The 22185-nt window shown below is 31.9% G+C and carries 22 protein-coding genes and 1 riboswitch; of the genes, 15 read left to right on the top strand and 7 right to left on the bottom strand.

Annotated features, from left to right (window positions below):
• Positions 1-32: 32 nt before the first annotated feature.
• Positions 33-656 (bottom strand): TetR/AcrR family transcriptional regulator, encoded by a 624-nt coding sequence (locus tag BA768_RS17075; RefSeq protein ID WP_065721743.1) that lies wholly within the window; start codon positions 654-656, stop codon positions 33-35.
• A gap of 570 nt (positions 657-1226) precedes the next feature.
• On the opposite strand from BA768_RS17075, the gene BA768_RS17080 reads away from it, so the two are divergent.
• Together BA768_RS17080 and BA768_RS17085 are read left to right on the top strand one after the other, a co-directional pair.
• The gene (locus tag BA768_RS17080) at positions 1227-1952 is read left to right on the top strand and encodes an MBL fold metallo-hydrolase (protein ID WP_065721744.1); all 726 of its coding nucleotides are present in this window, start codon (positions 1227-1229) and stop codon (positions 1950-1952) included.
• A 53-nt stretch (positions 1953-2005) separates the two neighbouring features.
• Positions 2006-2071, top strand: a riboswitch (Fluoride riboswitch).
• A gap of 28 nt (positions 2072-2099) precedes the next feature.
• Positions 2100-3407 carry a voltage-gated chloride channel family protein gene (locus BA768_RS17085; RefSeq protein WP_083206728.1) on the top strand — a complete coding sequence of 436 codons (1308 nt, stop codon included), beginning with the start codon at positions 2100-2102 and terminating at the stop codon, positions 3405-3407.
• 57 nt (positions 3408-3464) lie between these two features.
• Here the strand turns inward: BA768_RS17085 and BA768_RS17090 are convergent, their stop codons facing one another.
• A complete protein-coding gene (locus BA768_RS17090) occupies positions 3465-5261 on the bottom strand; it encodes a hypothetical protein (protein ID WP_065721745.1) in 1797 nt (598 codons plus the stop codon).
• Between the two features lie 287 nt (positions 5262-5548).
• Here BA768_RS17090 and BA768_RS17095 point away from each other — a divergent pair, with 287 nt between their 5' ends.
• From BA768_RS17095 to BA768_RS17140, 10 genes are all read left to right on the top strand, one after another.
• On the top strand, positions 5549-6970 hold the full coding sequence (locus BA768_RS17095) for a helix-turn-helix transcriptional regulator (RefSeq protein WP_065721746.1): 1422 nt from the start codon (positions 5549-5551) through the stop codon (positions 6968-6970).
• Between the two features lie 196 nt (positions 6971-7166).
• On the top strand, positions 7167-8525 hold the full coding sequence (locus BA768_RS17100) for a T9SS type A sorting domain-containing protein (protein ID WP_065721747.1): 1359 nt from the start codon (positions 7167-7169) through the stop codon (positions 8523-8525).
• A gap of 149 nt (positions 8526-8674) precedes the next feature.
• The gene (locus BA768_RS17105) at positions 8675-9343 is read left to right on the top strand and encodes a MarR family winged helix-turn-helix transcriptional regulator (RefSeq protein ID WP_034676102.1); all 669 of its coding nucleotides are present in this window, start codon (positions 8675-8677) and stop codon (positions 9341-9343) included.
• 2 nt (positions 9344-9345) lie between these two features.
• Positions 9346-10809 (top strand): phytoene desaturase family protein, encoded by a 1464-nt coding sequence (locus BA768_RS17110; RefSeq protein WP_185114204.1) that lies wholly within the window; start codon positions 9346-9348, stop codon positions 10807-10809.
• Between the two features lie 8 nt (positions 10810-10817).
• Positions 10818-11654 (top strand): phytoene/squalene synthase family protein, encoded by an 837-nt coding sequence (locus tag BA768_RS17115; RefSeq protein ID WP_034676099.1) that lies wholly within the window; start codon positions 10818-10820, stop codon positions 11652-11654.
• A 15-nt stretch (positions 11655-11669) separates the two neighbouring features.
• The gene (locus BA768_RS17120; RefSeq protein ID WP_065721748.1) at positions 11670-12131 is read left to right on the top strand and encodes an SRPBCC family protein; all 462 of its coding nucleotides are present in this window, start codon (positions 11670-11672) and stop codon (positions 12129-12131) included.
• Between the two features lies 1 nt (position 12132).
• The gene (locus BA768_RS17125; protein WP_065721749.1) at positions 12133-12591 is read left to right on the top strand and encodes a sterol desaturase family protein; all 459 of its coding nucleotides are present in this window, start codon (positions 12133-12135) and stop codon (positions 12589-12591) included.
• Positions 12592-13284: a lycopene cyclase domain-containing protein gene (locus BA768_RS17130; protein WP_065721750.1), complete on the top strand. Its 693-nt coding sequence runs from the start codon at positions 12592-12594 to the stop codon at positions 13282-13284. It abuts the gene before it with no gap.
• Complete coding sequence (locus BA768_RS17135; protein WP_065721751.1) at positions 13271-14560, top strand: cryptochrome/photolyase family protein; 1290 nt, start codon at positions 13271-13273, stop codon at positions 14558-14560. The genes BA768_RS17130 and BA768_RS17135 overlap by 14 nt, the downstream gene beginning before the upstream one ends.
• 143 nt (positions 14561-14703) lie before the next feature.
• Positions 14704-15120 carry a hypothetical protein gene (locus tag BA768_RS17140; protein ID WP_051882764.1) on the top strand — a complete coding sequence of 139 codons (417 nt, stop codon included), beginning with the start codon at positions 14704-14706 and terminating at the stop codon, positions 15118-15120.
• A gap of 70 nt (positions 15121-15190) precedes the next feature.
• Here the strand turns inward: BA768_RS17140 and BA768_RS17145 are convergent, their stop codons facing one another.
• A complete protein-coding gene (locus BA768_RS17145) occupies positions 15191-15898 on the bottom strand; it encodes a DUF421 domain-containing protein (protein WP_065721752.1) in 708 nt (235 codons plus the stop codon).
• Between the two features lie 134 nt (positions 15899-16032).
• On the opposite strand from BA768_RS17145, the gene BA768_RS17150 reads away from it, so the two are divergent.
• Entirely contained in the window at positions 16033-16470 is a 438-nt protein-coding gene (locus BA768_RS17150) for a hypothetical protein (protein WP_065721753.1), read from the top strand.
• A 3-nt stretch (positions 16471-16473) separates the two neighbouring features.
• On the opposite strand, the gene BA768_RS17155 is transcribed toward BA768_RS17150, so the two are convergent.
• From BA768_RS17155 to BA768_RS17165, 3 genes are all read right to left on the bottom strand, one after another.
• Entirely contained in the window at positions 16474-16797 is a 324-nt protein-coding gene (locus BA768_RS17155; protein WP_065721754.1) for a hypothetical protein, read from the bottom strand.
• Between the two features lie 226 nt (positions 16798-17023).
• Complete coding sequence (locus BA768_RS17160; RefSeq protein WP_065721755.1) at positions 17024-17281, bottom strand: SemiSWEET transporter; 258 nt, start codon at positions 17279-17281, stop codon at positions 17024-17026.
• A gap of 107 nt (positions 17282-17388) precedes the next feature.
• A complete protein-coding gene (locus BA768_RS17165) occupies positions 17389-17982 on the bottom strand; it encodes a hypothetical protein (protein WP_065721756.1) in 594 nt (197 codons plus the stop codon).
• Positions 17983-18622: 640 nt separating this feature from the next.
• On the opposite strand from BA768_RS17165, the gene BA768_RS17170 reads away from it, so the two are divergent.
• Together BA768_RS17170 and BA768_RS21125 are read left to right on the top strand one after the other, a co-directional pair.
• Positions 18623-19393, top strand: coding sequence for a 4-hydroxy-tetrahydrodipicolinate reductase (locus BA768_RS17170; RefSeq protein ID WP_065721757.1), 771 nt, complete (start codon positions 18623-18625; stop codon positions 19391-19393).
• A gap of 129 nt (positions 19394-19522) precedes the next feature.
• The gene (locus tag BA768_RS21125) at positions 19523-19693 is read left to right on the top strand and encodes a lmo0937 family membrane protein (protein WP_034676074.1); all 171 of its coding nucleotides are present in this window, start codon (positions 19523-19525) and stop codon (positions 19691-19693) included.
• Positions 19694-20267: 574 nt separating this feature from the next.
• Here BA768_RS21125 and BA768_RS17175 read toward each other — a convergent pair.
• The gene (locus BA768_RS17175) at positions 20268-21977 is read right to left on the bottom strand and encodes a helix-turn-helix domain-containing protein (RefSeq protein ID WP_083206729.1); all 1710 of its coding nucleotides are present in this window, start codon (positions 21975-21977) and stop codon (positions 20268-20270) included.
• Positions 21978-22185 lie beyond the last annotated feature (208 nt).

Consider the following 22185-nt stretch of genomic DNA (forward strand, 5'->3'; position numbering starts at 1 on the left):
AAAATACACTTATAATTTTGGGTAACAGAATATTATTTATTGTAAGCGAATTCGATAATATCTTCGATTGCGGTCTTTATTTTTTGTCTTCCGTCTTCACTTTTCATATCGATACCGCAGAATGTAGTTGCATTGTGTGCCGTAAACATATTTAAGTGATAACTTCCAGCAACTAAAATAGCTGCAATTGCTCTAAATTTATCAGATTTTTCTCCAAAATAAGGATCTGTAATATTTTTGAATAATTCTTCACCCACTTCTTCTCTCTGATCAAAAAGCTTTTTAAGAATCGGCCGGCTTTCAGACATTTCCCAAATCAGGATTTTCTGAAGTTCTTTGTTCTTTTTAAGATTTTCAAACTGATTCAGAATTGCTATTTTAGACATTTCTTTTCCTCCGTCAGATAAATCTGTATCGCTTGCAAGCTCAAATCTGCTCCAGTAATCCTGAGATTTGATATATTCGTCGATCAATTTATCTGTACTTCCGAAATATTCGTAGATCAGCTTTTTATCAAAGCCTGCAACAGCAGCAATTTTGCTTACCATTAATCCTGAATATCCTTTGGTTTTCAAAATCTTTCCTACTGCATTGAGTAGTTTTTGTTTTGTTTTTTCTTTGTCCCTGATAGGACCTTGTACAACTTTTCTAGGCATCGTCTTATATATTAATTTGCTAAAAGCAATTTTTATTTACCATTAATCTTTTTGTCTCCAAAGAAGAGTAAACTTATTGTTTTTAAAAGAGTTATTGAACTCTGCTTTTACAAATATACATCTCTTTAGTGAGAATTGTATATCTTATTTTATTAATTACGATTTTTTCAATCACTTGGTTTTGAAATATCAAAAAAAATTGTTGCTAACCATTAATTTCTCACAATACAAAAAGTAAAAATACTACATCTAAACTTAATCAAATTTATCTACTTTTTAAATATCAGCATAAAAATAACGGCAAAAATAAATTATTTTTAAAATATGTACTCATTAAAAATATTATTTTTAATGCAAAAGATTTATAACTAATAATTGTGTGAATTAATATAACTCACAAATCCTTATTAAACATTAAGATTTATGCAATTAAAAAAAGGAACAATTTTTTCATAAATATTTTTATGAATTTTTATTGTGTGGAGCTTCTAATGTCTCTTTTATGGTAAATAATAATCAAAAAGAATATTTTGAACCTATCTTTGTACAAGCAAATATTATCGAAATCCAATGAAAATCGTCACTTTAAAAGAAGGCAATTTTGCGGCCGACAAACAAAAGAATTTCACACTGCTTGATAAACATCCGGAAGCCAAAGGAATCAAAATGTCGATACAACCTTTTTTAGCCATAACCAAAAACGATTACATCCTTATCGACGCTGGTTTCGGCTGGAAAAATGATAACGGGAAATTAGTTATTAAAGAAACTTTAGAAAGTGAAAATATTAGACCTGATCAGATCACAAAAGTTCTTCTTTCACACTTACACAAAGACCATATCAATGGAACTTTGGTGAAAACAGAGAATGGTTTTGAGCCTGTTTTCCCGAATGCTGAAATTTATATTCAAAAAAGAGAACTCGATTTCGCCTTTGAAAGCCGTGGAAATCCTTCCTTCGATTTTGAAGTTTTAGAATCGCTCATTCAATTGCCAAATATCATCTGGATGAATGATGATTATGGAAATATTAATGACGAAATTTATTATGAACTTGTTGGCGGTCACAGTCCGTTTATGCAGGTTTTTAAAATTACTGAAGATCGTGAAACCGCGTTTTATGGCGCAGATAATCTTCCTCAGGAATCTTATTTAAAATATCATCTGGCTTACAAAAGTGATTTTGATGGTAAAAAAGCGATGCAACTCCGCATTAAATGGTATGAAGAAGCCCTTGAAAACCACTGGAAAGTTTTGCTTTATCACGATTTGGAAAAAAGCATAATCCAATTCTAACTAAAATTTAAGTTTAAATCATTACCAATCAGATTTTATCGTACATTTGTTTTTTCGAAAAAGGAAATGGTGTCTTCCTTACCCAACCGCCTTAAAAAGCTGATGGCGCCTGATTAATTGAATGTTTTACCATTTAATCAGGAATGTATGTTTAAAAATAACAAAAAATCAGTTTTCAGAACGCTTCTTATTTTAATTAAATTATTTTTCAGAAAGTATCCTTCTGCTCTTTTTGTATTGAAATGGCTTTTCATTACTTTGATAACAGGAATTTTAATCGGAAGTGCTTCTGCATTTTTTCTTCAGACTTTGGAATGGGCAACGCAATTCAGAGAAAATCATCTTTGGCTGATTGCATTCTTACCTTTAGGTGGTTTTTTGGTTGGTTTAATGTATCATTATTTCGGAAAAGATGTTGAAGCCGGAAATAATTTATTGATTGAAACCATTCATGAGCCTGGAAAAATAATTCCTCTTAAAATGGCATCATTTGTTTATTTAGGAACGATGGTTACACATTTCTTTGGTGGTTCTGCAGGTCGTGAAGGCACGGCTTTACAAATGGCGGGAGCAATTGCTGACCAGTTTTCAAAACCATTCAGGATTTCAGAAGATGATAGAAAAATACTGATTATTTCTGCAATTTCAGCTGGGTTTGGTTCTGTTTTCGGTACACCTTTAGCCGGAGCAATTTTCGGACTGGAAGTTTTTCTTGTCGGAAGATTAAAATACAATGCCTTATTTCCCGCTTTTTCGGCAGCGATTATTGCGGATTTGACTACCAAATTATGGAATACCCATCATACTCATTATCATATTGACTTCATTCCTGAAATTTCATTTTTAAATATTCTATATGCAATCATTTCAGGGATTTTATTCGGAATCTGTGCTGCAATATTCAGTAAAGCAATTCATAAAACCGGAAATGTATTTAAATTAAAAATAAATTATTCTCCCTTAAGACCATTTTTTGGTGGAATTATCGTTGCATCTGCTGTTTTTTTAATGGGAACTACAAAATACGTCGGTTTAGGAATTCCGACCATTGTAGATTCTTTTGAACAGCAACTTCCAGCTTATGATTTTGCATTAAAAATGATTTTTACCATTGTCACTTTGGCGGCAGGTTTTAAAGGTGGTGAAGTTACTCCTCTGTTTTTTATCGGTGCAGCTTTAGGAAACGCTTTGGGATATTTTATTCCCTTACCTATCGCTCTGTTGGCAGGAATGGGCTTTGTAGCAGTTTTTGCCGGAGCAACCAATACACCGATCGCGTGCAGTATTATGGCAATTGAATTATTTGGAAATGAATGTGGCGTTTATGTTGCGATTGCCTGTGTTGTTTCTTATTTGTTTTCCGGTGCAAACAGTATTTACAAAAGCCAGATTATCGGAGAACCAAAAAACAGGAGATTTTTGAATGATATTGGCAAAAAATTGAGTGAACTATAAAATATGTAAAGACCGGAATAATCTACTCCGGTCTTGCTTAAGATATTATTTTTGAATTTAACGAATTATGATTTCATTCAAATTGAATTTAAAATCATTTAATTGTTTCTGTATTTTTAATTTTTGAGTTGAGAAAAAAGAAGTTTTCTCGAAAAGCTGTTCATAATATTCTATGCCGTCAAGAAGATTAGATTTAAATGTATTCCATTTTTTAACTTGCACATTCGTAAGTTCGCCTGAAAAACCTAAAATTTCTTTTTTTAAATGATCAACGTACATTTTTAATTCATTAATAAACATATTCGGCCGCTCAACATCCGAAAGAACGTTTGTATTTCCATAAATATGACCCACCATTTCCGAAAGCGAAACTTCTTTATCAAAATAAGCCAAATTTGGTCCCGGACAAATCACAACACCCTGTTTTTCACCTTTTATATCAATGTTGTTTTCCAGATAAGCAGAATTTACCAGACCAACACAAAGACATGCTTTATCGGTGATTTCATTTTTTTTAGATTGAAACTGATCTTCGGTTAATTCGTTTCTCACCGATTCAAGCTCATTTAATTTTATTTCCTGGTATTTTTTTGATGCCGTACAAATTCCCTGTGGAGAATATTCTTTGCTTAATGCCAATAATTTTTTAGGACACGAACTTCCAAATTTGTTTTTCGCTTCTTTTTGATATTTTAAAATTTCGTTTGAAGTTCCTCTTACTGTATTGAATGGAACGCCCAAAGGTGAGATATTGCTCAGAAAATAATCATCTTGCTTTGATTTTGCTAAAAGATTTCTGGTTTCACGGTCTACAGAAGTTGCTTCAGGAACCAAAAGAAAAGGCGATCCCCAACCAACACTGTCAACCAGATAATTCTCTAAAAGAAAATCATGCTCCTCGGAAGTTCCTACTCCACCCTGAACCGTTATTTTCATTTCTAAAGGTTCAGCAGGAATATACTTTTCTTTTTGTTGAAGAGCTTTAATCATCAAAGAATGTGCGGAGGAAATCAGTTCATTTTTCTTTTGTTTAAATTCTTCCATGATCGGACCAAGCAATAAACCTTCCGTTGCAAAAGCATGACCGCCACAATTCAAACCAGATTCAATTCTGTATTCGGAAACCCAAAGTCCTTTTTTTGCTAAAAAATTTCCCTGGATCATTGCAGAACGGAAATCGCTGACCTTAAGAATAATTTTCTTTTTAATAAAGTTATTTCTATCTGGAAAAAAGTCATCAAATTCTTCAATATAGCTGTACAAACGAGGGTTCATTCCTGCAGAAAGTATCATTGCCGAAGAAATTTTACTTTTAGCAAAACCGCGTAGCGAAGCATGTGCATCATTATAAATTACAGGAAGCTGCACGTTTTTTTTGTAATTGTCTTTATCAACTTTGGTCATGATATTGACATCAATATTTCCCGGAATGAGATTTTTTTCTACAAAATTTTTAATATTTGATGCTAAAGAATCGCCCTGATTCAAAATATTCTGTAAACCGTTCTTTAACTCGGAAGTATTGGGAAGCATTGCCATAAAATTCTTGAGCACTTCCGTATTCTTAGAAATTTCTTCTTTGAAAGATTCAAATTTTTCGGTGACGATATCATCCATCATATCGAGATAATCGGTGATTCTTTTGGCTCTGTAATCTTCGGTTTTAGTAGAAATCCCGAAATAGTTGAGATTGAATTTTTTGCTGTAGAAATTTTTCATTTTTTCTACAATTTCATCGTCAATAATTGAAACAACGGAGGAAATTCCGTATTGTGCAACACGAATCGGGCTGTCGATCGTGTAAGATAATCCCATAACGGGAATATGAAAACTGTGTAAAGGCTTATTAATCATTATTTAAATAAAAATTTTACCCTCATATTTCTATGAAAGTGATAATGATCTGAAAACCTGCGAATTTCTTCTAAAAATTCTTTACAAAAATAAATATTTACGGCAGACTATGCAAGAGATAACAATTTAAACAAATCTAATGCTGTACAATTTTTAAAATCAAATATTTACGAAAAATATTGAATTTTTATAAATTTATCATTAAAAATCATAACAATTTGGTAGTATTTTAATTCTATTTTCATTAAATTTACGTTTTCAATTTCATAAACAACTATTGCTTTATAATGTTTGAGTTTAGAAAAATACTCTTTTTACTCAGTCTATTTTTTAGTTTTTTAGCACCCTCTCAGCAAAAACTGACCGCCAAAGAACTGAAAGCTAAGATTACCAACAATTCTAAACTATACAAAACAAATATTGATAAGGCTTACCAGGAACTGAACGGACTCATGAATCAGTCTGTTATTCTGAAAGATTCGATTTCTGAAATGAAACTTCTTGACAGAAAATGCCGCTATTTTTACAGTAAAAATATGATGGACAGCCTGATTATTACCAGTGAAAACCTTCAGAAAAAAGCTAACAAATTCAATGACATTTATTTTGAAGCCATGTCGCATATTTATATTGCCGAGATCTATTCCATCAATAAATTTCCTGACAAGGCAATTTTAAATCTGAATTCAGCATACAAGATCTTACAAAAAGGTGATCCTGAAAGCGAGAAGATTTTCTATGCAAAAGCGAATGTTCTGAGCAGTTTTGCCAATATTTATTTAGATAAAAATCAGCCAAAAGAAGCCGCAAAAAAAATTTATGAACAGATCCAAAGTGGAAAACAGCTGAAAAATAAATTTGAAAGAGACAATTTTCAGTATCTGAACTACGCCAATCTTGCCAATATTTACAGCCAGTTTAACGCTGATTCGGCTTATCATTATGCAAAAAAATCTATTTTAATAAAACCCAAAGAGGTAATTGACGAGAAAGCAATGGTCGACAATTATTCGGTCATAGGAAAAGTTTATAAGGAGAAGAAAAACTATAAGAGTTCATTAAAAAACTTTCACAAAGCTCTCTACATCAGCAAAAAAACTGGCATGGAACTCAATGCCAATCAGATTTACCATTCGCTGAAAGAAATTTATGACATTCTCAACATCAAAGACAGCTCAGATTTCTATAAAAATAAGATCGAACAACACGAATTGAAAGCCCTGAAAAGCAAATATAATTCTTTACAGGAGGTTATCAATAAAGATAAAAAAGAACAGGAAAAAGCCCAAAATGCATTTTGGTATTGGATTATTCCGGTTTTTGCATCGATCGGAATCGCATTTTTTATAACGAAGAGAAAAAGTAAAAAATCTCTCATCGAAAGTGAAAATGAAACCAGACCCGAAATCAATCTAAGCGAAACTTATCATGATCTGATAGAACTTCTTGAAAAAAGAGATCCGGCTTTTATGTTTGCATTCGAGAAAGTTTATCCTGATTTTTCGGCTCGTCTTTTAGAAAAAAATTCAGAACTGCAACAATCTGAGATCGAATTTTGCGCACTTCTTAAATTAAAATTAACAACAAAAGAAATTGCTAAAATCAGCTTTATTGAAACCAGAACTGTTCAGAATAAGAAATACCGGATCAGAAAAAAACTCGACATTCCCCAAAATGTTGACATCTACCATTGGATTGACCAGATCTAAAACCCATCTTTTAAAAATTACATTTAATACAATAATTAATACGTATTTTAAAAAAGTATCTAATGAGTATGTTATTTGATAAACATTTCACAAAATCACTTCTCAAATAAAATACCACATAATATATTTGTTGACTGAAAACGGATGTCAAAAACTGATAAATCGTTAGATTAATTTCTTCAACAAATATTTTTTTATGGTTAAAATTTCTACTCTTAATTTCGGAAAAGCTCTAATAGCTTTAGGTGTCTTTGCGAATGTAATTTCTGCAAATGCTCAGCAATGGGAAAATGTTGGTTCTTCTGCAAATATTTCTGCAGGAACAGGAAGCTTCAATAATTTGGTTATTGACACACAAGGTAATTATTATGTTTCTTATTATGATTTATCTGTAACAAAAGCATCAGTACAGAAGTTTAACGGAACAAGCTGGTCGTACGTTGGAGGAAATGCAGGAATTACAACCGGTGCAGCAACATACAGTTCATTGTCGATAAATCCTGCCGGAAATATCTTATACTACACCAATCAGGGATCTGGTTTAGAAGTTCGAAAATTTGAGGGCTCGACGTGGTCTTCTCTACCGAGTGCTTCGTCTGCTACAACAAATTATCAAGCTTCAGCCGTTTCATCTTCTAATATTTTGTTTACTTACGGATCTTATGGTTCAGGAACTGTAAAAAGGTTTGTAAACGGAGCTTGGGAGCAAGTTGGTACTGCAAATATTGCAGGTGGAGTTCCTTATTATGCTGAAATGGTGACGGGTACAAATGGTAAAGTATATGTTCTCCATAACTCATCCGGAATAAAAGTATATGAAAACAGCCAGACTGCTTCTGCAACAGATGCATGGACTTTGGTTGGAGGAGCAAACGTAGGATCATCATTTACAGAAGGAGCAAATGCTACAACAGACATCGCAATAGGTTCTGATAACACGCTATACGTAGTTTACTCTTCACCATCTTCAAACAACAGAAGATTAAATGTTAAAAAGTTTGATGGAGCAAACTGGATTCAGGTTGGTAATGCTGATTTTGGTATCTCAGACAATTTGTATAATGTTTCGATCGCCATTACTCCATCAGGAAAACTTTACACCGTAGCAAGCGGATGGGCAATAAACAGTGGAAAAAATACGGTGTACGAGTACAATTCCACAACAAATACATGGGTAACGGTAGGTGGAGATTTTGTTTCTGATGACGTTGCAACCTATAATGATCTGCAGTATGATGCAGCAACAAACAGTTTAGTTCTCACCTATTCTCAAAACGGAATTAAAGTGAAAAGATTTTCGCTAAACTCACTATCGGTAGATGATGTGAAGAAAAATGATTTCAGTATTTATCCGAATCCAACCAACGGAATGATCAATGTTAAAGGCAATTCTACAATAAAATCACTGGAAATTACCAATACTGTGGGGCAGCTTTTAAATGCAAAATTCAACAGTCAGCAAATTAATCTTTCATCATTTCCAAAAGGAGTTTATTTTATAAAAATAAATTCAGAAGACGGGCAGCTAATAATTAAAAAAGTAATTAAAAACTAGATATATGGAGTAAATCGTACATAGTAATTGAATTAGGAAAGTAAGGCTTTGATTTTTCAAAGTCTTATTTTTTAGTCTAAATAATTAGTATATAAATATACTTAATAAAAATAAATTAAGTATATTTGTTTACTAATAAATCATTTCATATGAATTATAATTTAGCAAAAGATGTGATTCAATTGCTGGAACAATTCGATTCTGAGAACAATAATTCCCGATATTCATCTGATATTGAAGGATTTAAAAATTGGATACAGCATCAGCAAAATAAGAAACCTTCACCAAAAAATATTATTTGGGAAGGTAAACAAAATGGAAGAAGTCCTGAAAGCGTTATCAGTACCCTACTCGTTCACATGAGCAGGTACGCAAAAACATATTCTAAATCTGCCATCGCCGGTTCAGATTTCTCTACTCAGGAAGAGTTTATCTATCTCATCAATCTGAAAGCTTTCGGTGAAATGACGAAAACCGAACTTATTAAAAAAAATATCCAGGATAAACCTGTCGGAATTCTCATCATTAATCGCTTGATAAAAAACGACTGGGTGAAACAAACAGATTCGAAAAAAGATAAAAGAACCAAGGTTATCAGCATTACAGAGAAAGGTAATGATGCGCTAGAAAAGCAAATGGAAAACATCAGAATGGCAACCAAAATTGTCTGTGGAAATCTTACAGAAGAAGAAAAATATGATCTGATTGAGCTTCTGAATAAACTCGATCATTTTCACAATCCCATTTTTGGCAGAAATATTGACAGTCTAAAATTAGTTGAAACCGTTTTTAACGAGAACTTTTCGAATAATAATTAATTATGATTAAAAAAATAGCAATTATCGGTTCAGGATTTTCAGGATTATCTGCTGCAGCTTATACTTCGAAAAATGGTCATGAAGTTCACGTTTTCGAAAAAAACAGCACCTTAGGAGGCAGAGCCAGACAATTTAAAACTAATAATGGTTATGTTTTCGACATGGGTCCAAGCTGGTATTGGATGCCGGATATTATCGAAGATTTTTTTAAAGATTTTAATAAAAAAACGTCAGATTATTATGAACTGATTCCCCTGAATCCTCAGTTTGAAATGGTTTTTTCTGACGGAAATATGGCGCTCCCTCAAGATTATTCAGAAATGAGAAATTTATTTGAAAGCGTTGAAAAGGGGGCCGCAAAAAAATTAGACGAATTCATGCATGATGCACAGTACAAATATGAAGTAGGCATGAAAGATTTTGTTACAAAACCTTGTCATTCGTGGTTTGAATTCGTTTCTCCAAAGATTGCCAAAAGTGCTTTAAAACTCGATCTTCTATCAAATTTTCATCGATTTGTAAGAAAATATTTTTCAGATCCGAAACTGATTATGCTGATGGAATTTCCGGTAATTTTTCTCGGTGCCGCTCCGAAAGACATTCCTGCTTTGTACAGCCTGATGAACTATGGAGGCTACAAATTAGGAACCTGGTATCCAAACGGCGGTTTTTATAAAGTTATCGAAGCAATGTCTGAAATTGCCAAGGAACAAGGTGTACAATTTCATCTGAATTCAAATGTTGATGAAATTAAAATTATAAAAGGTAAAGCAAGTTCAATTGTTGTTAACGGAACAGAAATTGAATTCGACACGATAATTGCGTCCTCAGATTATCATCATACCGAAAATTTAATTCAGAAAGAATACAAAAATTACAGTGAAGAATATTGGGAAAAGAAAACTTTTGCACCTTCCTGTCTGATTTATTATTTAGGATTTAAAGAAAAAATCCCGAATCTGAAACATCACACATTGTTTTTTGAAAATGATCTTGATTTGCATACCTCAGAGATCTACGAAGATAAAAAATGGCCGACAAAACCTTTATTTTATGCTTGTTGCCCATCTAAAACCGATGAAAATGTAGCTCCTGAAAACTGCGAAAACATATTTCTTTTAATGCCCGTTGCAACCGGAATTGAAGATAATGAAGAAATACGGGAAAAATATTTCCTTGAAATGATACAAAGACTTGAAAAACACACCAAGTCATCAGATCTTTTATCAAAAATAGAGTATAAAAAAAGCTATTGCATTAATGATTTTAAAAAAGATTATAATGCGTATGAAGGAAATGCATACGGTTTGGCAAATACACTAAACCAGACTGCAGTTTTAAAACCTTCATTGAGAAATAAGAAAGTGAAAAATCTTTTTTACACAGGACAGCTCACGGTTCCGGGACCGGGAGTTCCGCCTTCAATTATTTCAGGAAAAATAGCTGCAAACGAAGCCACCAAATAATCCAAAATATGAAAAAACTTTTCGACGAACTTTCCTATAAGATCAGTAAGCAGACCACAAAACAATACAGCACGAGTTTTTCTTTGGGAATTTTGGCACTTTCTCCGAAGATCAGAAATGCGATTTACGCCATCTACGGTTATGTAAGACTGGCTGATGAAATTGTAGACAGCTTTCATGGTTTCGACCGTACAATATTATTGTCAAGATTTCGGGAACAAACCACTCAGGCATTGGAAGAGAGGATTTCTTTAAATCCTATTCTACAAGCTTTTCAGGAGACTATTCATAAATATGAGATTGATGTAAAATTAATCCATCAATTCCTCAACAGCATGGAAATGGATTTGCAGAAGATCGATTATGATTCTGATCTTTACAAAGAATACATTCTTGGCTCTGCAGAAGTTGTAGGATTAATGTGCCTTCAGATTTTTGTTGACGGAAATAAAGAGATTTATGCCCACCTGAAACCATCTGCGATGAAACTTGGATCTGCTTTTCAGAAAGTTAATTTCCTGCGGGATATGAAAGATGATTATCAGATTTTAGGGAGAACATATTTCCCGAATGTAGATATTTCTTATTTTGATAATGTGGTAAAAGCTCAGATCGAGCAGGAAATTCATGATGAGTTTCAAGAAGCTTTGGAAGGAATCAGGAAACTTCCCAATTCATCAAGATTCGGAGTTTATCTTGCTTACCGTTATTATATTTCGCTTTTCAGAAAAATAAAGAAAACTTCTGCAAATAAAATCATAAATCAGAGGATAAGAATATCAAATGGCAAGAAATTTTCTCTTATGATGAGCAGTTATGTACAATATAAAATGTCATTCCTTTAAATTTAAACTTAAAAAATGATACACCAACTTCAGCGTCAACAGCAGCTCAACTGCGATATAGAAACTGCCTGGAAATTTTTCTCATCGGCTAATAATCTTTCAGAAATAACACCTAAAGACATGAATTTCACCGTCTTAACAAAGCTTAATGAAGACGAAATTTATGAAGGAATGGTCATCGATTACTATGTTTCTCCGCTTTTTGGTGTAAAACTGAAATGGCAAACCGTCATTACTGAAGTTGAATCAAAAAAAATGTTTACCGATTTTCAAAACAAAGGTCCTTTCAAAATGTGGCATCATCGTCATTTCTTTGTCTCGAATGAAAATGGGGTTTTAATGGTGGATAATGTGAATTATGAACTTCCTTTTGGATTTCTGGGAGAAATTGCCCACAAATTGATGGTGAAAAAAAAGCTGGAAGACATTTTTGATTATCGTTTTCAAATTTTAGAAAAAACTTTTAATAAAAAGTAACATGAATTTTTTAATTGTCTTAGTTACATTTTTCGTGATGGAAGGAATGACATGGCTTATTCATAAATATGTTATGCACGGCTTTTTGTGGACGCTCCACCGCGATCACCACGACCACAGCAATGACGGAAAAATGGAGCGGAACGATTATTTTTTCGCCATTTTTGCAATTCCGACGATTGCTTTGATGTATTACGGAACCATTAATAATTTTAATGCATACTTCTACATCGCAATAGGAATTACCTTGTACGGAATGGCTTATTTCTTTGTGCACGACATCTTTATTCATCAGCGTTTCAAGATTTTGAGAGATACAAAAAACCCATATTTGCTGGCAATCCGGAGAGGTCACAAACAGCATCATAAACATACCGGGAAAGAACATGGCGAATGTTTTGGTTTTCTTTGGGTTCCTGTGAAATACTTCAGAATGTACTTTAATAAAAATAAAGCATAGATGTGGCAATACACTTATTTGGCAATTAATTTTTTTACGATCATCATCTGTTTTATATTTTCTTTTCATCCGAAAATTAAATTCAACAAACATTTCAAAGCATTTTTATTGGCATCGGTTATTGTCGCTGTATTTTTTATTGCCTGGGATATTTGGTTTACCGCCAATGGAGTTTGGTGGTTTAATGATAAATATTTGATCGGAGTCCGTTACATTGGTCTTCCGATCGAAGAATTGCTGTTTTTCATCTGCATTCCTTTTTCCTGCGTTTTCACGTATTTCTGTTTGGATAAATTTTTTAACCTTGATTGGAAACCATCTATTGAAAAAGTTTTTGTCATCATTTCAGTAATTGCCTGTTTTGTTTTAGCCTTAATTTTTAAAGATAAAATTTACTCATTTGTTACTTTTTTGACAACGGCAATCAGTTTAATTGTTCTCTATTTTGTTCTAAAAGTAAAATGGATCGGCAAAGCATCATTTATTTACCTTGTTCTCATGCCCGGCTTTTTAGCCGTTAACGGAATTCTTACAGGAACAGGACTCGAATCTCCGATTGTGAATTATAACCCGAAAGATTTTATTGGCTTCCGGATTTTAACCATTCCTATCGAAGATACGGTTTACGGTTACGAAATGATCCTCTGGAATCTTTTCTTTTTTCATAAATTTAAAAAACATGAGCAAAATTAATATATTCTGGTTTCGCAGAGACTTGAGATTGAATGACAATACGGGACTGAATGAGGCTTTACAATCAGAACAAAAAGTAATTCCGGTTTTTATATTTGATACAGAAATTTTAGATCAGCTTGAAAATAAATCCGATCGAAGAGTTGATTATATCCATCAGGTTTTGACAGAAATTCATGAAGAATTAAAAAATCACAATTCCGGAATCAAAACCTATTACGGAAAACCGATTGAAATTTTTAAAGAAATAATAAAAGAATTTGATGTAGAAACCGTTTTCTGTAATCGTGATTACGAACCTCAAGCTATTAAAAGAGACCAAGAAATTGCGGATTTTCTCAAAAAGAATGACATCCATTTTGAAGATTATAAAGATCAGGTCATTTTCGAAAAAGATGAAATTGTAAAAAACGATGGTTCGCCATACACTGTTTATACTCCTTATTCAAAAAAATGGAAAGAGAAATTTCATCAGACTGAAATTCATTCAATCCAAACAAATTTTCAGAATTTTCATTCATTTAAATCTAAAAAAATTCACACCCTCAAAGAAATTGGTTTCGAAAAAACAGATATGGTTTTCGAAGAGCCGGTTTTTGATAAAAAAATAATAGAATCTTACGAGAAAAACAGAGATTTTCCGGCTTTGGATCAAACAACAAGATTGGGAATTGCTTTACGTTTTGGAACGATTTCAATCCGAAAATGTGTAAAATATGCTTCAGAGCACAATGAAATTTGGTTGAACGAGTTGATCTGGAGAGAATTTTTCATGCAGATTCTTTATCATTTTCCTAAAGTAGTGAAGCATTGTTTTAAAGAAAAATATGAAAAAATCAATTGGCGAAACAATGAGGATGAATTTAAGCTGTGGTGCGAAGGAAAAACCGGTTATCCTATCGTTGATGCAGGAATGCGACAGCTTAACGAAACCGGATTTATGCATAATCGCGTTCGAATGATTACCGCAAGTTTTCTTACCAAACATCTTCTGATTGACTGGAGATGGGGCGAAGCTTATTTTGCAGAAAAACTTTTAGATTATGAACTTTCATCCAACAACGGAAACTGGCAATGGGCTGCAGGTTGCGGTTGCGATGCAGCTCCGTATTTCAGAATTTTCAATCCGAGTGAGCAGACTAAAAAATTTGATAATGATGGGAAATATATCAAAAAATGGTTGCCGAAGAATTATGCTGACATTACATCTGTCGTAGAGCATAGTTTTGCAAGAAACAGAGCACTCGAGGTTTATAAAAAAGCTGTTAAAGATTAAAATAATTAAAAAAACGGTCTGTTTTGAATTAATTACAGAATTATTCTAAATTAAAAGCATTTACATACCACATCAATGATGTGAGGCATAGTATTTGTAACCATAGTCTTTAGCAAACATTATTAACACCACATCAAAATAAAATGAAAGTTACAGATCTAAAAATTAAAAATCTTGTCGAGTACAGAAACGAGATTTTTACGATTACGGAGATTTTCCAAAAAAACAACGATTATTTTGTGAAAATCGAGAATGACAGTCAGACAATTTCTTTACCGGCAGAAAAAATCAATCCTATTCAGATTACAGGAGATTGGCTGGAAAAATTCGGTTTCATGAGAACTTATGCTTCGGATCACCAAATACGTTATGAAAGACCGGAATCATTTATCAAATATGATATTGATCTAAATTCTAAAAAGATTGTAGAAGGTCTGAAAATTTACGGAAACACGATCAAGTGTAAATACATACATGAATTTCAAAATATTTTTTCATGCCTGTTTGGTAAAGAGACCACGGCTTTTTTTAAGCCATCGTTTCATAAAGCAGCAGTTTAGGCTGAACTTCTGAAACCATTAAAAATTATATACTTCAAATTTTTCCCCGACTGAAAAGCCGGGGATTTTTTTAGGTAATTCTCAGTCTGTTACTTGCTTCCACCCAATTATGCTTTCCGCAATTCTTACAACTTCCTGCATTTCCAGAAGTTTTTTCTTCTGTATATCCGCAAAAAGTACATGAATAATGACCTGGCTTTTCAATATTTCTAATCGGATTATCCAAAGAATGCAACATAATCGGAAGACCATATTTTACTTTTTCATCTTCAAAAAAGAACACACTGATATCACCGGAAACTTCTTCAATGGCAAATTCTATCTGCCCCAAATGTGAAACACTTTTTAACCTTAATTCTGCAAAAAATTCGTCGCTTCCGAGATTTTCTTTTTTAAAGTTATCAATAGCAAAAATACCATTTTCGATAAGGCACATTGCTTTTCCTTCCAATAGGTTTTCAATTTTTTTAAATCTTCCGATGAGCTTGGTAATGGTAGAATATAAAATAATGATGACAATAAAAACGATTATGGAAGAAACAATCCCGACTTCTTTATAAAACATCGGGTCTCCTGCTGCAGATCCTAAACCTATAATTACAACCAGCTCAAAAATCGAAAGCTGCTTCACTCCCCTTTTTCCCAAAGCACGAAGTCCGATGATAATGGTGAGGAACATAATGATTGTTCTTAGAACAATTTCCAGAAGAAAAGCCCAGTCTTCAGTTCCGAGAAATAACTCTTTCCAACTGAAACTTAAAAAAGCTGATAGAAGCATAGTGAGATTTTAAACAGAAAGCTTCAAAAAACAAGCCAGTCGAAAAAAATTAATGATGATAAAATATCGCAATTAATGATTAACAAAGAATAAATAAAATTCATTAATTTTCAGCATTAAATTAAAACTACAAAATGAAAATAACTACAACGCTGTTTATGTTGTTTTTGTCACTATCGATCAATGCGCAACAAATTATTGCACAGGAAAAATATCTGGGAACCATTGACGGAAAAATAAATATTTCTTTTTATTTGAAAATAGAAGAAACAGGCTGCCCAAAGATAGTTGCTTCAGGAGTTTACAAATACACCGACAATAAAGCCGGAAACTGGATTCTTCTGGATACTACTTTTTCTGAAAAAGCACAGCAATATACTTTTGTAGAGCATTACAATACCGGAATTATGTTACTAAAAAGGGATAACGATGATCTTCAGGGATTGTGGATTTCTCCGGATGGGAAAAAACAGCTTAAGGTCAGTTTAAAAAAATTGAAACCGACCAAAGCTGAGATTGATAAAATGGAAGACGAATTGGAAAAAGCCAATTACAATGCAAATGATTGCTAATTTTTATCTGTGTCTGTCACCTCTTTGATGATAGGCAACTTCCGGTTTTGGCAGGTTTGCTTTTTCATTTAAATGTTGATTATTAAAACCCGGATCTACTCTATTTTGATGATTTCCTGAATTTGTCGGAACCTGAATATGAACTTTTTTTCCATTCTTGAAAACTTCACCATCGGCAGTTCTGTAGCTTTGATTTTCTTTGTAAGTGTTTCCGTCTGGTGCTGTAAAAAGATTTTCTGTTTCTTTTCTTTGCTTAATCTTTTTGGCCAAATAAACCAGACTTCCTCCGGCAACAATTCCTAAAGCCACTTTTATTGCATTTTTCATAAGTAATATTTTGTTTCAGTTAAAACAAAAGTGTTGCCAATAATAAGGTTTGTGGTATCTAAGTTTATGAATAAAAAAGACTGACATCCGAGATGACAGTCCTAAACTTGAGTTAAAAACATAGATATGACTAATCTGGATTGATACTTATCTATATAACCAAAACTAAGAAGTTTATTCTTCTTACGTTATGATCGAAGTCATAATTTAATCATTATCATAATTTTCATTTATCTTTATAAATAAAGTAACAAACCAACAACGCAAGATTCACAATAACGGCAAAGGAATTTGAAAGGATAATTGGTAACTCATCCTGTTGTATTCCGTACCATACCCAAAGTGAAAGTCCGGTGACCAGGATCAAAAGCATAAGCCAAGAAAGATCTTCAACGTTTTTAGTTTTGATTACTTTGATAAGCTGTGGCATTGAAGCAATAGATGTAAGTCCACCTGCAATTAATCCTAAAATTTCAGTATTCATAGATATTTTTTTAAATAAAAAATCAGCATAAAAAGATTACGCTGATTATCTTTAAAAGAGATATACAAATTGTATGCTTTTTAATCAAAAACCTTGAAGATGTGGTATTAATTTATATTAATGAGTCCGTCTGCAAGAGATTTCCATTGGATTTTGGATGTCCCGATTACAGAGCTTACTATATTCTTAATGCTATTGGCAAAGCTTGTATTTTTGTTGGGCTGCTGATTTCTTTCATAAATTGCCATTTTGATGTAATCATTTCCTTTAGAAATCACAAAAGTAGATGTAGATGCTGCAGAATGAAAATGAATTGTTTTTCCCGCAAACTCATTACCCGGTAATTTAGACGGTCTGCACTGCAACATTATGCGATTCGGATTGCTCTTATCAATCATATCAATCTGGACCCAATGGTAATCTTCAATTTCAGGATTATTTATTTTAGTAAGCAAGATCTTGATATAATCACCAATCTTGGGTGATCTGCGTACAGATTCTCCTGTATTGTCACATAATTCAAATTTTGAAATACATCCTTGGCTATAATTATTCCAGTTATTGATTTCAAAAAAACGGTCTTTAAGAATATCAAATTTAAAATCTACTTCTTCAGAACTGCTAAATCTTTTTATACTTTCTGTGTCTTGAAAACCACCTCTTACCTGCGATGGAATTCCGGGAACTTTCTTCGGCTTCATTAGTTAATTAATATTTTGCTTTTAAGTGATTTTAAAACATCAATATTCATCATGGTTGACGAACATATTCTCTCCTGAAGGATGAAAAGAATAATATTTTTTAATCATCATTTTTTATCATTTCACACAAATTTAATGTAAGTCACATTTAAATGAAAATATATTAACAAATAAAATATATGTAACAAATAATAACCTATTATTAACATTGATTATCAATACATTTGACATAGAATGATTTAAATCATTATGTCATAAAGAGAAAATAATAAAGAAATATGAAAAAAATTTATTAAGCATATATAGAATGTTGATTTAAGATTATTATAAATTGTGAAATCGATTGCATTTTTTTCTAAAGTTATTTATTTGATTTAGAGGACAGATCATATAACTTTAAAAAAAATAATTAATATCTCTGAAAAAAGGCAATGTGGTTCCAAAAATTTGCCTATATTTGGAGTGAAAATTTTTTTTTCATCATTTGTGTTTTTATTAAACCCTCCGTTTACGGGGGGTTTAATTTTTGTAGTAACTCAACTATCTCATTTTCAAGCATATACTTTCATTCGCAAAGGTTTCAAAAATAATTCCTTATCTTACCTATTCTAAAATTACAAACACTACAAAATTTTATTATATGAAAATAGGTTTAATTGGATTTGGAAAAGCAGGAAAGGCTGTAGCAAATGTAATACTGCAAAGTCCCGATTTTACACTGGAATGGATTTTGAGAAACAGCACAAATATGGAAAATCTTTCGGCAAAAGATTTTTTGGAAGTAGAATCTTCTGATGCTGCCGAAATTTTCTCATTACAAAACATTGAAATAACTCAGCTATTTGATGATCGACCTGTAGATATAATTATAGATTTTTCTACCACTGAAAGTATTTATTTATATGGCAAAGCAGCATCTGAAAGGAATATTAAAATAATTTCGGCAATCTCACATTACGGAAACCAAGAAAAAAAATTTCTTCAGGAATTATCACAAAAAAATACGGTTTTTTGGTCGCCCAACATTACTCTCGGAGTTAACTATCTTTTATTTGCAGCCAGTCTTCTGAAAAATATTGCTCCTGATGTCGACATAGAAGTCGTTGAAGAACATTTTAAGGCTAAAGCAGGAATCTCAGGCACAGCGATAAAAATTGCTGAAACACTCGATATTGAAGAAACAAGTATCAACTCGGTGAGAGCAGGCGGAATTGTAGGTAAGCATGAAGTGATTTTTGGCTTTCCTTATCAAACAGTTCGCCTTGTACATGAATCGATTTCGCGGGAAGCGTTTGGAAGCGGTGCTCTTTTTGTTGCACGAAATTTAAAAAACCGATCAAATGGTCTTTATAATTTTGAAGATATTCTGAAGCCTTTCTTTTTTAATGATTCTAAAATGATGCTTTCATAAACCCGGATTATAAAATATTAGAGATGAAGATGTGGCTCATCATGTTTAATCTTTAATTTTTTCACCTGAAAAACAGAAAAGGCACACAATATGCTAACAATATTACATAAACCTTAAAAAAATATTATTATGAAAAGTGTATTATGGTTAGTTGCAGTGATCTGCATTGTTGTTTGGCTTTTAGGAATGCTGAACGTGATCCCGGGAATCAGTACAAGTTATCTGATTCATGTTTTACTGGTTATTGCTATTATTGTAGTTCTTTACAATATTATTTCAGGAAGACGGCCTTTAGATTAGTTAAAAATTTTAAAAATACAAAAGCTGAATGATTTGATTATTCAGCTTTTTTATTGTAATTTTTAAAGATATATCTAATTATTTCTGGTCATCCATTCTTTATTTCTAAATAATCTGGAGAAATTTCAGTTAGAAAATAGATTTGGACAACATTTGAAATGAATTTAAAATTTTATTTTCAATAATTCTCACAACAAGTAAAAACATCTAGAAATCAACACTTTGAAAGGTAAAAACACAGTTGTTTTTCATAAATTATTACGTAAATATTTATAAATACCACCTGCAATAACTTGTTGATGCAGATTTATGATTCTATATTTGTTACAGATAAAACAAGACACCTTATCATTCATATATATAACTTTTCATCATTCAGTTTTCATGTAGAAGAACAATCAGGGTTCTGACAATCTAGGGAGAGGAACCCTGTTCTCTACAATTTCTGAAGAAGATTATGAAACTGAAATAAGAAATTAAAATATACACCAAACATTCACATTCTATTAATAAGAAAACCGAACTTTCATTGAAGGTTCGGTTTTTATTTTGAATTATAAATGTTATTTTAAACTTAAGAATTATTCTGATCTTCCAGTTCTTTCATTCTCTTTTTAATAAAATCAGCAGGTCTGATTCCGTTTTGCTCAAGAAATATATTAGAAAAGCTCTGTCTGTTGCTAAAACCTGCAGCTGATGCAATATGTTCTATAGAATATTTTCTCCATTCTTTATCCTGATAGATTCTTTGAGTTGCATAATTGATCCTTAAAGCGTTAATATAAGAATTGAAATTACTGCCTTTATATTCATTAATTACTTGCGAAAGGTAAGATGTATTGGTTTTAAATTGTTCTGCAAGCTTCTTAAGGGTAAGACCTTGCTCCAGATAACCCTGATTATTTTCAAACACCTGAATATCGTTTAAAAGCTTTTCTACAATACTGCTATCAAATTTGATGTTTTTGTCTGCAGTATCTGTAACTTCTGTTTTTATAGGTATGGGAACAACTTCTGGTTGATTACTTGTTTCTTCAAGCTTAATCAAAAGATCATCATAGTTTTTCTGAATATTCTTCTGCTTTCTTATTCTATAATACATAATCACCCCCAAAGCAGCAATTATAGCAAGGCAAATAAACAAAAGTAATTTACTGTAAGAATTGGTTTTTTCCAGATTTTCCTTTGTTTCCATGAGCATCTTCGTATCATACTCTTTATAAATTCTGGTAGAAAGATGCTTGAAATCTGAAGCGATAACGCTATCAACTTTCAAAAGCTGATTGGTATAATATAATTCTTCTTGATGGTTGCCATTTTTTTTAAAATATTCAATAAGCTCTTCATAATTACTTCGCAATTCAGGAAGAATGAATTTGTTTTTATTAAATATGGAATCTACTTTCTTATAATTATCAACTTCAAGATCTTGATTACCAAGGATTTCATAACTTTTACCTTTATAAAAATAAATATAAGAAGCCCAGCTGAAATCATTTACTTTTAGAAGTTCAGGCAATGCTTGATCAAAATATTTAATGGCCTGCGTATAATTTTTATTCTTGAACTCAGAAACTCCTAAGCTTTTTTGAAAATAACTTTTTTCTAAATAAAAATCCTTTGTTTGAGGAATTTTTTTGGCAGCTTCATCCAGCATTTTTTTCGCCTCTTGGTTCTTACCGAGCGCCTGATAACAAATAATTGCCTGATGTAAAGAGTTTAAATATCCTTTTGTATTATTAAAAACTGTGTTATCGTGTATATCACCATCAATTTTTGTTTCGAAAAAAGCTATGCATTCCTCAAAAATTTTCAATGCTTCATCATGATAGCCCAAATAACTTTTAACAACTCCGATATGGTAAATATTCTGATATTTTAAAAATTCGTTTTTTGAATCCTTTAAATATTCATAAGCTTTTAAATATTCTTCTAAAGCGAACTGAAATTTGCGCTGATTAAAATAATAAATTGCTCCTTTACTTAAATATCCGTCACCTATAAGATCATTATTCGCTGATTTTTTGGCTGCTACAATTGCGCTATCTGCATATGCTATTTTTTTGTTTTCCGAATATAATATTCCGTCTTTATATGCCTGAAATAATTCAGAATAATTTTTTTCGGATTTTGCTCTTTTTATATATTGATTAATATACACAAAGGCTCGAGGATCATTTTCTTCATATACCCAATATTTTTCTCTGAGATTTGAATAAAAATCCTGTGAATATAGTAAAGCTGCAAATAGACAGCCTAAAATTGTAAAAATTCTTTTTATCATCAGATATTTCCCGATAAATTTTATTCAAAAATACACAAAAAGTATTTATGATAAGCTATTTTGCAGTAAGGAGTTTATTAAATTAAATTAAAAGCTAGTAAAAAAACGTAATCATATGAGTGTAAAAATTTATAAATCAAACCTACATATATTTGCATCGTATATATGTTTTTGAGTAATTTCGAGAATCTAAATTAAGAAATAAATT

Origin of the sequence: Chryseobacterium sp. CBo1, assembly GCF_001693475.1 — a bacterium.
GTDB lineage: Bacteria > Bacteroidota > Bacteroidia > Flavobacteriales > Weeksellaceae > Chryseobacterium > Chryseobacterium formosense.

What these genes read in the sequence shown, in the direction of transcription:
- BA768_RS17075 (WP_065721743.1), bottom strand. Translation starts at nt 656, where the DNA reads ATGCCTAGAAAAGTTGTACAAGGTCCTATCAGGGACAAAGAAAAAACA.
- BA768_RS17080 (WP_065721744.1), top strand. Translation starts at nt 1,227, where the DNA reads ATGAAAATCGTCACTTTAAAAGAAGGCAATTTTGCGGCCGACAAACAA.
- BA768_RS17085 (WP_083206728.1), top strand. Translation starts at nt 2,100, where the DNA reads ATGTTTAAAAATAACAAAAAATCAGTTTTCAGAACGCTTCTTATTTTA.
- BA768_RS17090 (WP_065721745.1), bottom strand. Translation starts at nt 5,261, where the DNA reads ATGATTAATAAGCCTTTACACAGTTTTCATATTCCCGTTATGGGATTA.
- BA768_RS17095 (WP_065721746.1), top strand. Translation starts at nt 5,549, where the DNA reads ATGTTTGAGTTTAGAAAAATACTCTTTTTACTCAGTCTATTTTTTAGT.
- BA768_RS17100 (WP_065721747.1), top strand. Translation starts at nt 7,167, where the DNA reads ATGGTTAAAATTTCTACTCTTAATTTCGGAAAAGCTCTAATAGCTTTA.
- BA768_RS17105 (WP_034676102.1), top strand. Translation starts at nt 8,675, where the DNA reads ATGAATTATAATTTAGCAAAAGATGTGATTCAATTGCTGGAACAATTC.
- BA768_RS17110 (WP_185114204.1), top strand. Translation starts at nt 9,346, where the DNA reads ATGATTAAAAAAATAGCAATTATCGGTTCAGGATTTTCAGGATTATCT.
- BA768_RS17115 (WP_034676099.1), top strand. Translation starts at nt 10,818, where the DNA reads ATGAAAAAACTTTTCGACGAACTTTCCTATAAGATCAGTAAGCAGACC.
- BA768_RS17120 (WP_065721748.1), top strand. Translation starts at nt 11,670, where the DNA reads ATGATACACCAACTTCAGCGTCAACAGCAGCTCAACTGCGATATAGAA.
- BA768_RS17125 (WP_065721749.1), top strand. Translation starts at nt 12,133, where the DNA reads ATGAATTTTTTAATTGTCTTAGTTACATTTTTCGTGATGGAAGGAATG.
- BA768_RS17130 (WP_065721750.1), top strand. Translation starts at nt 12,592, where the DNA reads ATGTGGCAATACACTTATTTGGCAATTAATTTTTTTACGATCATCATC.
- BA768_RS17135 (WP_065721751.1), top strand. Translation starts at nt 13,271, where the DNA reads ATGAGCAAAATTAATATATTCTGGTTTCGCAGAGACTTGAGATTGAAT.
- BA768_RS17140 (WP_051882764.1), top strand. Translation starts at nt 14,704, where the DNA reads ATGAAAGTTACAGATCTAAAAATTAAAAATCTTGTCGAGTACAGAAAC.
- BA768_RS17145 (WP_065721752.1), bottom strand. Translation starts at nt 15,898, where the DNA reads ATGCTTCTATCAGCTTTTTTAAGTTTCAGTTGGAAAGAGTTATTTCTC.
- BA768_RS17150 (WP_065721753.1), top strand. Translation starts at nt 16,033, where the DNA reads ATGAAAATAACTACAACGCTGTTTATGTTGTTTTTGTCACTATCGATC.
- BA768_RS17155 (WP_065721754.1), bottom strand. Translation starts at nt 16,797, where the DNA reads ATGAAAAATGCAATAAAAGTGGCTTTAGGAATTGTTGCCGGAGGAAGT.
- BA768_RS17160 (WP_065721755.1), bottom strand. Translation starts at nt 17,281, where the DNA reads ATGAATACTGAAATTTTAGGATTAATTGCAGGTGGACTTACATCTATT.
- BA768_RS17165 (WP_065721756.1), bottom strand. Translation starts at nt 17,982, where the DNA reads ATGAAGCCGAAGAAAGTTCCCGGAATTCCATCGCAGGTAAGAGGTGGT.
- BA768_RS17170 (WP_065721757.1), top strand. Translation starts at nt 18,623, where the DNA reads ATGAAAATAGGTTTAATTGGATTTGGAAAAGCAGGAAAGGCTGTAGCA.
- BA768_RS21125 (WP_034676074.1), top strand. Translation starts at nt 19,523, where the DNA reads ATGAAAAGTGTATTATGGTTAGTTGCAGTGATCTGCATTGTTGTTTGG.
- BA768_RS17175 (WP_083206729.1), bottom strand. Translation starts at nt 21,977, where the DNA reads ATGATAAAAAGAATTTTTACAATTTTAGGCTGTCTATTTGCAGCTTTA.